We start from the raw sequence: 7718 nt of genomic DNA, 5'->3' as shown, positions 1-7718 counted from the left end.
GGCTTGCTCGCGAATGCGGTGGATCAGTTAAAGATGCATTGACTGACACACTGCATTCGCGAGCAAGCCCGCTCCCACATTTGATCTGGGTTGCCTTTAAGGCTTGTGCCCGCGCGACAGGAACTCGTGGGACTGCATTTCCAGCAAGCGGCTCAGCGTGCGTTGGAATTCGAAGTTCAAACGACCGCCGGTGTAGAGGTCCTTGAGCTCGACTTCCGCCGAGATGATCAGCTTGACGTTACGGTCGTAGAACTCATCGACCATGTTGATGAAACGTCGCGCGATGTCATCGGTGGTAACGCTCATCTGCTCCACGCCGCTCAAGATCACCGCGTGGAAGATCTTGCCCAACTCGATGTAGTCGTTCTGGCTACGCGGGCCGTCACACAGCTGGCGGAACTCGAACCAGGCCACGTCATCGCAGGTACGCAGGGCGATGATTTCGCGGTTCTCGATCATCAGCTTGTCGTTTTCCACCGCCTGGGTGCATTCCGGCGTCAGCGCCCGGAAGCTCTTTTTCAGGCTTTCATGCGCCGCTTCGTTCAGCGGGAAGTGGAACAACTCGGCCTGCTCAAGGTGACGCAAACGGTAGTCGACGCCGCTGTCGACGTTGACGATATCGGTGTTCTGCTTGATCAGCGCGATGGCCGGCAGGAAGCGCGCACGTTGCAGGCCGTCCTTGTACAAGCCGTCAGGCACGATGTTCGAGGTGGCGACCAGGGTCACGCCGTTCTTGAACAGCTCTTCCATCAGGGTGCCGAGGATCATGGCGTCGGTGATGTCGGAGACGAAGAATTCATCGAAGCAGATGACCCGTGCCTCGTCGGAGAAGCGCTTGGCGATGATGGTCAGCGGGTTTTTCTCGCCCGGCAGCGTCTTCATCTCTTCGTGTACACGCTTCATGAAGCGGTGGAAGTGCGTACGCACCTTCTCTTTGAACGGCAGTGCTTCGAAGAAGGTGTCGACCAGGTAGGTCTTGCCGCGGCCCACGCCACCCCAGAAGTACAGGCCTCTGACCGGCGTGTGGTCTTTCTTGCCAAACAGCTTGCTGAACATCCCTGGCTTGTTGTGCGAGGCCGCGACCAGGTCGTCGTACAGGCGCTGCAAATGACGCACCGCGTTTTCCTGGGCCGCGTCATGGAAGAATTCAGGGCGTTTCAGATCAGCTTGATATCGTTCTAGGGGCGTCATAATTTCGTTAGCAAGGCAACAAAAACGGGCCGTCACTGTAACGACGGCCCTGGATAATGGCAATCAACCCTTGGTCGGGTTAATCCTCGATGGGGGTCAACGCAACGCGCAAGGCGGCGATGGCTGCATCGCGCGACGTTTCGTCGGCAAATTCGGCGCTGTCGGCCACGGCCGCACCGTCCAGCCATACGCTGAAGCCTGTGGCCTCAGTGCGCACATCCAGCGCGTCGCCGCTTTGCAGTTGCTTGGTCACAGCCCCCGCCGCCTTGCCGTCGGCAAAGTTGCGCGACAACAGCAATTGCTCGCCATCGGCCGACAGCAGGCGGAAGCGGAAGCTGCCGTCGTCTTCACGGAAGCTCACGAAGCGCGCAGCTTTCGCAGCTTTCTTCTTCGCCGCCACCGGCGCGGCGGCCTGGTTGACGAACGAACGCAGGCCCACGGCTTCACGCAGCTCGGCAAGGAACGGCGCGGCCACGGCGCGGGCTTTTTTGGCACCGATCAGCAGCAGGTCTTCCATGTCCGAGGGGCGCGACATCAACTGGTGGTAACGCTCGCGCGGCTCGCTCAGTTGGCTGTCGAGCAGTTGGAACAGGCGGTTCTTCGCCTCACCCCAGCCCAGACCTTGTAGCAGCTCGGCGCGGAACTCCTCTTCCTGAGCCTTGCTGGCAAACGCCTGGAACAAGGTGAACAGATGCGAATTGTCCGGGTCTTTGGCTTCGCCTGGCGCGCGCGAATCGGTGACGATCCGCGAGATCGCGTCCTTCATGTCCTTGGCGCTGGTGAACAACGGGATGGTGTTGTCGTAGCTCTTGGACATCTTGCGGCCATCCAGGCCCGGCAAGGTGGCGACGCTTTCTTCGATCAACGCCTCGGGCATGGTGAAGAATTCTTTACCGTTGCCGAACAGGTGGTTGAAGCGCTGGCCAATGTCGCGGGCCATTTCCACGTGCTGGATCTGGTCACGGCCCACCGGAACCTTGTGCGCGTTGAACATCAGGATGTCCGCCGCCATCAGCACCGGATAGCTGTACAGGCCCATGCTGATGCCCGCGTCCGGGTCTTCGCCGGCTTCGACGTTCTTGTCCACCGAGGCTTTGTAGGCGTGGGCGCGGTTGAGCAGGCCCTTGGCGGCAACACAGGTCAGCAGCCAGGTCAGCTCGGGAATTTCCGGGATGTCGGACTGACGATAGAAAGTCACCCGGTTCACATCCAGGCCACCGGCCAGCCAGGTCGCGGCGATTTCCATACGCGAGCGCTGGATGCGCTGCGGGTCATCGCACTTGATCAAGGCGTGGTAGTCAGCCAGGAAGTAGAAGGAATCGGCATTCGCGTCTTGGCTGGCGAGGATCGCCGGGCGGATCGCACCGGCGTAGTTGCCCAGGTGCGGCGTGCCGGTGGTGGTGATGCCGGTGAGGATACGGGTACGAGTCGTCATGGGTAATCGCTTATCAGACTGCTATCAATTCGAGAGGCGCGGCAGCACCAGATCCTTGAGATCGGTGAGCTTGCCATGAAAAAAGTGTCCGCATTCTGCCACTTTCAGCAGCTCATGGGGGCGTTTGAGGGCCGCAGACCAGTCATAGACCAGTTGTGGGTCGACCACTTCATCGGTTTCCGGCTGGATCAGGGTCAGTGGGCAACCTTGGGGCAGCAAGTCGCTATCACGCAGGCGCATCACCGCAGCGGCGACCATGAACAGGTGCGCGAGCTTTTCGCCCTTGGCTTCCAGACGACCACCGAGACTGGCGGCGACGTAGCCGCCGAATGAGAAACCGAGCAAGGTGATCGGCAGGTCGGGGTGTTTTTCCCGCAGCCAGGTGGCAGCCGCTTCGGCATCATCCACTTCACCGGTGGCCATGTCGTGCGTGCCAGCACTTGCGCCGACGCCACGGTAATTGAAACGTAAAGTAATCAAACCAGCATCGCGGGCAGTGCGTTGCAGGGTCGAAACGACTTTATTGAGCATGGTCCCGCCTTGCACCGGGTTAGGGTGGCAGATCAGCGCCAGGCCACGTGGCTCGGGGTGATCCAGGTACAAGGCTTCCAATTGGCCCACCGGGCCGGCGATCAAAACGGGGGTTTCACGCATGAGCAAGGAATGAACTCCGTGACCTCTCAAAGGGTCGACTCGTCTAGCTAAAAGTCTGTGCATGGCATCATTGCGAGCTTAATCGCGGTATACAGCGCAGGTCCGAGCCGTTAACGTAAAGCAAAGCCGTTTATAGAGGAAGGACTCGTGGAACACTCGCTCTTAGTTTGGTTGTTGCCGACTCTTGCCCTGGTTGCCGGTGTCGCCATTGGATTCCTGGTTGCCCGCTTGCTGCCGAATGCCGCGCCTAACCGCACGCAACGTCAGCTGGATGACATTCAGGAACGTTTTGACAGTTATCAGAACGAGGTTGTTACCCACTTCAACAGCACCGCGACCCTGGTCAAGAAGCTCACCCAGAGCTACCAGGAAGTACAGGATCATCTCGCCGATGGCGCCAACCGCCTCGCCCTCGACGACATCACCCGCCAGCGCCTGCTGGCCGCGCTGCATTCCGATGCACCGCAAGCCCCACGGGAGCGCTTGACGCCACCGCGGGAAAACCAGGAGCCACCACGGGACTACGCGCCAAAAACGCCGAACGCCCCAGGCATGCTGGATGAGCATTACGGCTTGAAGAAGTAAGTTATCTTCAAGCAATAAAAAGCCCGGCTGATCGATGATCAGCCGGGCTTTTTTGTGGGTGCTCATTCTCCAGAACAGTGGAGATCCACTGTGGGAGCGGGCTTGCTCGCGAAAGCGATGGATCAGTCAAAACAACTGCAACTGACAGACCGCATTCGCGAGCAAGCCCGCTCCCACATTTTGATCGAGTGTGACCTCAGGACACGGGTTGCTCCTGCAACAGCCCACCCTCAATCCGCACATGCCGCCCATGAAAACGCTTGAGGCTGCTGCGATGGCCGACGCTGACAATGCTCAGCCCCGGCAGCTCATCGATCAACGCCTGATACAAGCTCGCTTCATCCTCTTCATCCATGGCCGAGGTCGCTTCGTCCATGTACATCCACTGCGGCGCGAACAACAAGGCGCGGGCAAAGGCCAGGCGTTGCTGCTCACCAGGCGAGAGCATGCGTTGCCAATGGTTGGCCTCATCCAGACGGCTGACCAGATGCGGCAAACGGCAGGTTTCCAGGACCTGTGCATAACGTTCGGCCGGGTAGGCGCTGTCGTCTTGTGGATAACTCAACACAGCCTTCAGGCTGCCAATCGGCAAGTAAGGCTTTTGCGGCAGGAACAGATAACGCGCCGCCGGCAGCCGAATACTGCCGTGGCCCGCCGGCCACAAGTTGCCCATGGCGCGCAGCAGCGTACTTTTGCCGCTACCGGAACGCCCACTGAGCATCACGCGCTGGCCTGGCTCTACGGTCATGTCGGCGTCGGTGAGCAGGTGGCGGCCGTCGGCCAGGTCCATGCCCAGGTCTTTCACTACCAGTTGCTCGCCTTGCGGGTGAACATCAATGGCCGGAGCACGTTGCTCGTTTTCACTCATGGCCAGGTGGAAGCTCAGCAAACGGTCACTGGTCGCGCGCCAGCTGGCGAGGTCGGAGTAAGCGGTGATAAACCAGCTGAAGTTGCCCTGCACATTGCCGAACGCCGAGTTGATTTGCATCAGCTCGCCCAGTTCGATCTTGCCGGAGAAATAGCGCGGTGCCGCCACGATAAACGCAAAGACGATGGCGATCTGCTCATAACCGGCGGTGAAAAATGTCAGGCGCTTGGACACTTTCATGATGTCCCAATAGTTGTGCCAGACCTTGCCGAACCGCGCGCTCAAACGCTGATTTTCGTTTGGCTCGCCATTGTACAAAGCAATGCTTTCGGCATTTTCCCGCACGCGCACCATGGAGAAACGCAAGTCTGCTTCGAAACGTTGCTGCTGGTTACTAAGGCCGATCAAACGACGGCCGATCAGGTGCGTCAGCCAACTGCCGACGGCGGCATACAGCAGCGCGCACCAGAACATGTAGCCGGGGATGGTGATACCGAAGACTTCGATGCTGCCCGACACACCCCACAGGATGATCGAGAACGACACCAGGCTGACGACGTTGCGCAGCAGCCCCAAACTCAAGCTCAACGTCGTCGACGTGAAGTTATTGAGGTCTTCGGAAATACGTTGGTCCGGGTTATCGGTATAGCCGCCCTGTTCCAATTGGTAGTAGTTTTTGTGGCTAAGCCAGCGTGCGAAATACTTTTCGGTGAGCCAGGCACGCCAGCGAATCGTCAGCATCTGTGTCAAGTACAGGCGGTAGACCGCAGCGACAATCGCCACGGCGGCGAGCATGCAGAAATAGCCGATCAGTTGCCAGAAGGCGGCCGTGTCCTTCTTCTCCAAGGCGTTGTAGAAGTCCTTGTACCAATGGTTGATCCAGACGGAAAAGGCCACACTGAACAGCGACAGGGCAATCACTGCTGCCAGCAACACCCAGGCCTTGCCCTTCTCTTCGCTGCGCCAGTAAGGCGCTATCAGCGCCCAGGTTCGGCGAAAAAAATGCCCACGCACCGCGTCGTTGACCGCGGAATACTCAGCGTTCTGATTCATCGTTCAGGCTCTGTAAGAAAATGTGACAGGCGTTTGAACCGATCATAGACGATCGGTTCAGGGCTCCGTGCAGCCTGAAGCGGATTGTTCAGACTTTGTTCAGCGCCGTACCGGGCGTTTTTGCAGCTTTCGTTGCAGAGTACGCCGGTGCATGCCCAGCGCGCGGGCGGTTGCGGAGATATTGCCTTCGTGCTCGGTGAGCACGCGCTGGATGTGTTCCCACTGCAGGCGGTCCACCGACATCGGGTTTTCCGGCACCAGGGTGTCGAGGTCGGCGTGCTCGGAGAGCAAGGCAGCCAGCACGTCGTCGGCGTCCGCCGGCTTGCACAGGTAGTTGCAGGCGCCGCGCTTGATGGCCTCGACGGCGGTGGCGATGCTGGAGTAACCGGTGAGGATCACCACGCGCATTTCCGGGTCGAGCTCAAGCAGCTTGGGCAGCAGCACCAGGCCGGAGTCGCCGTCCATTTTCAGGTCGAGCGCGGCGTAGTCCGGCAGGTCGGCCTGGGCGATAGTCAGGCCTTCTTCAGCCGAGCCTGCGGTGCTTACGCGAAAGCCACGACGGCTCATGGCGCGCGCCATCACGCGGGTAAAGGTAGCGTCGTCATCTACCAGCAACAGGTGCGGCAGTTCTTCGCCTTCGACTTGGATCTCGTCACTCATCGATATCTCCTCGTGCGACACGGGGCAGGCGCAGCTCGGTGAGCGTGCCACCTTCCTCATGACTATAGAGCTTCACTGAGCCGCCCGCGCGGGTCACGCTGGCCTTGCTCAAAAACAGGCCGAGGCCGAAGCCTTTGCCCTTGGTGGTAAAGAACGGTTTGCCGATCTGCTCGGCAATGGCCAGCGGCACGCCCGCGCCGTGGTCACGAATACTGATGGTGACGTTTTCGGCGTCCCAGTCCAGCTGTACGCCCAGGCCTTCGGGGCAGGCGTCGGCGGCGTTGTTCAGCAGGTTGAGCAAGGCCTGGGTCAGGTCCGGCGGCGGCGCCATGCGCGGCACACTGCCCTGGCCTAATAGATGAAAGCGGTAACTGGCTTCGGGGCGCATCAGGTGCCAGCGGTTTAAGGCTTCGTCGAGCCACTGGGTCACGTCCTGCATCTCTACCGCCAGGCGGCGATTGGCTTCGGCGGCGCGCACCAGTTGCTGCAAGGTCTGCTTGCACTGCTTGACCTGTTCGCGCAACACGCCGAGGTCTTCTTGCAGCACCGGGTCGTGATGGTCCTGGGTCATTTCGTTAAGCAGCACGCTCATGGTCGCCAGCGGCGTGCCCAACTCGTGGGCGGCGCCGGCGGCCTGGGTGGCGACAGCCAGCAATTGCTGGTCGCGCAGGCCTTCTTCGCGGCGAATGGCGCGCAGTTCTTCCTGACGGCGCAGCTCTTCGGCCATGCGTGCAGCGAAGAACGTAATGACCGCAGCAGACAGCGCGAAGCTCAGCCACATCCCGTAGATCTGCAGGTTTTCGCGGGCAATGGGGAAGGTTTGCAGCGGATAAAACTGCGCGAGCAGCAAGGTATAGAGCGTCAGCGCAATACCCGACAGCACCACCGAGTAGCGCCAGGGCAAGGTCACGGCGGCGATGGTCAGTGGCACCAGGTAATAAGAAACGAAAGGATTGGTGGAACCACCGGAGAAATAAAGCAACACACTGTGAATAAACAAGTCGCAGGCCAACTGCAGCGCATACTCGAGTTCGGTCACCGGCCAGGTGGTGCGCAAGCGGATGGCAGTGAACGCGCAAAGCACCGTGGAAAACGCCAGGGTTACACCCAATTGCAGCCAGGGCAGCGGCAGCAGGTCGAACCAATAGGCAAGCCCGACGGAGCCAGCCTGTGCGGCCAGTACCAGGGTGCGGATGAACGTCAGGCGCCAAAGGTTCTGGCGTGTGGCGGAAGTCAGTTTTACGGCGGCGAGCATGAGCTCTCCCGGTGAGC

The 7718-nt window shown here is 60.0% G+C and carries 7 protein-coding genes and 1 pseudogene; 1 reads left to right on the top strand and 7 read right to left on the bottom strand.

Going from position 1 to position 7718, the window contains the following annotated elements; genetic code table 11:
* Window positions 1-96: 96 nt before the first annotated feature.
* The 3 genes from zapE to ACTD9P_RS20595 form a co-directional block, all read right to left on the bottom strand.
* Window positions 97-1191: a cell division protein ZapE gene (zapE, locus tag ACTD9P_RS20605; protein WP_438869141.1), complete on the bottom strand. Its 1095-nt coding sequence runs from the start codon at window positions 1189-1191 to the stop codon at window positions 97-99.
* A 79-nt stretch (window positions 1192-1270) separates the two neighbouring features.
* On the bottom strand, window positions 1271-2626 hold the full coding sequence (locus tag ACTD9P_RS20600) for a tryptophan--tRNA ligase (protein ID WP_438869140.1): 1356 nt from the start codon (window positions 2624-2626) through the stop codon (window positions 1271-1273).
* Window positions 2627-2650: 24 nt separating this feature from the next.
* Window positions 2651-3280, bottom strand: coding sequence for an alpha/beta hydrolase (locus ACTD9P_RS20595; protein WP_438869139.1), 630 nt, complete (start codon window positions 3278-3280; stop codon window positions 2651-2653).
* Window positions 3281-3427: 147 nt separating this feature from the next.
* Between ACTD9P_RS20595 and ACTD9P_RS20590 the strand changes: the two genes are divergently transcribed.
* A complete protein-coding gene (locus ACTD9P_RS20590; RefSeq protein ID WP_017138275.1) occupies window positions 3428-3865 on the top strand; it encodes a Z-ring associated ZapG family protein in 438 nt (145 codons plus the stop codon).
* Between the two features lie 196 nt (window positions 3866-4061).
* Here the strand turns inward: ACTD9P_RS20590 and ACTD9P_RS20585 are convergent, their stop codons facing one another.
* The 4 genes and pseudogenes from ACTD9P_RS20585 to ACTD9P_RS20570 form a co-directional block, all read right to left on the bottom strand.
* Window positions 4062-4655 carry an ATP-binding cassette domain-containing protein gene (locus ACTD9P_RS20585; RefSeq protein WP_438869143.1) on the bottom strand — a complete coding sequence of 198 codons (594 nt, stop codon included), beginning with the start codon at window positions 4653-4655 and terminating at the stop codon, window positions 4062-4064.
* Window positions 4656-4748: 93 nt separating this feature from the next.
* Window positions 4749-5786, bottom strand: a pseudogene (locus ACTD9P_RS20580) (ABC transporter ATP-binding protein/permease); the annotation flags it as partial.
* Between the two features lie 99 nt (window positions 5787-5885).
* Entirely contained in the window at window positions 5886-6446 is a 561-nt protein-coding gene (locus tag ACTD9P_RS20575; protein ID WP_003171731.1) for a response regulator transcription factor, read from the bottom strand.
* Window positions 6439-7701: an ATP-binding protein gene (locus tag ACTD9P_RS20570; protein ID WP_017138277.1), complete on the bottom strand. Its 1263-nt coding sequence runs from the start codon at window positions 7699-7701 to the stop codon at window positions 6439-6441. Before ACTD9P_RS20570 ends, ACTD9P_RS20575 begins: the two co-directional genes overlap by 8 nt.
* Between the last annotated feature and the right edge of the window lie 17 nt (window positions 7702-7718).

The sequence above is a fragment of the Pseudomonas onubensis genome (assembly GCF_965653655.1).
GTDB lineage: Bacteria > Pseudomonadota > Gammaproteobacteria > Pseudomonadales > Pseudomonadaceae > Aquipseudomonas.
Note: the sequence above shows the minus strand (reverse complement) of the source record. Positions and strands in the feature narration are given on the sequence as shown.

Coding starts and splice junctions, on each gene's coding strand:
- ACTD9P_RS20585 (WP_438869143.1), bottom strand. CDS start 4,655: ATGGACCTGGCCGACGGCCGCCACCTGCTCACCGACGCCGACATGACC.
- ACTD9P_RS20595 (WP_438869139.1), bottom strand. CDS start 3,280: ATGCGTGAAACCCCCGTTTTGATCGCCGGCCCGGTGGGCCAATTGGAA.
- ACTD9P_RS20575 (WP_003171731.1), bottom strand. CDS start 6,446: ATGAGTGACGAGATCCAAGTCGAAGGCGAAGAACTGCCGCACCTGTTG.
- ACTD9P_RS20570 (WP_017138277.1), bottom strand. CDS start 7,701: ATGCTCGCCGCCGTAAAACTGACTTCCGCCACACGCCAGAACCTTTGG.
- ACTD9P_RS20600 (WP_438869140.1), bottom strand. CDS start 2,626: ATGACGACTCGTACCCGTATCCTCACCGGCATCACCACCACCGGCACG.
- zapE (WP_438869141.1), bottom strand. CDS start 1,191: ATGACGCCCCTAGAACGATATCAAGCTGATCTGAAACGCCCTGAATTC.